This is a genomic window from Herbaspirillum sp. B65 (assembly GCF_000333555.1).
In the GTDB taxonomy this organism is placed as follows: Bacteria; Pseudomonadota; Gammaproteobacteria; order Burkholderiales; family Burkholderiaceae_D; genus Herbaspirillum; species Herbaspirillum rubrisubalbicans.
In genome coordinates, this window is the sequence record NZ_BADI01000471.1 from 1 (window position 1) to 245 (window position 245).

Genomic DNA, 245 nt, shown 5'->3' on the forward strand with positions numbered 1-245 from the left:
ATTGTTAAAAGATACAAAGTGAGATGTTTTTTTTTGCCGCAAGAGATGAAATCATTATTCATTCTCCTGACGAGAATATTATTGACGCAATGCAGCAAATCTGCCTACAACTGCCGCATAATAGAGTGGCCGCACCCGGAATTTTGGTAATAGACGGGGCAGGAAGAACAATGAATAAAAAGACGGCACATCACTGGCCTGTTGTGCTGGAAAGCAAGATGGACTCTGCGTCCAGATTGCATCAA

The 245-nt window shown here is 42.4% G+C and carries 1 protein-coding gene; it reads left to right on the plus strand.

The window, feature by feature from the left end; all coding sequences use genetic code 11:
- Positions 1–23: 23 nt before the first annotated feature.
- Positions 24–245 (plus strand): hypothetical protein (locus I5W_RS32810; RefSeq protein ID WP_217284446.1); only part of this gene is annotated, 222 nt, incomplete at its 3' end.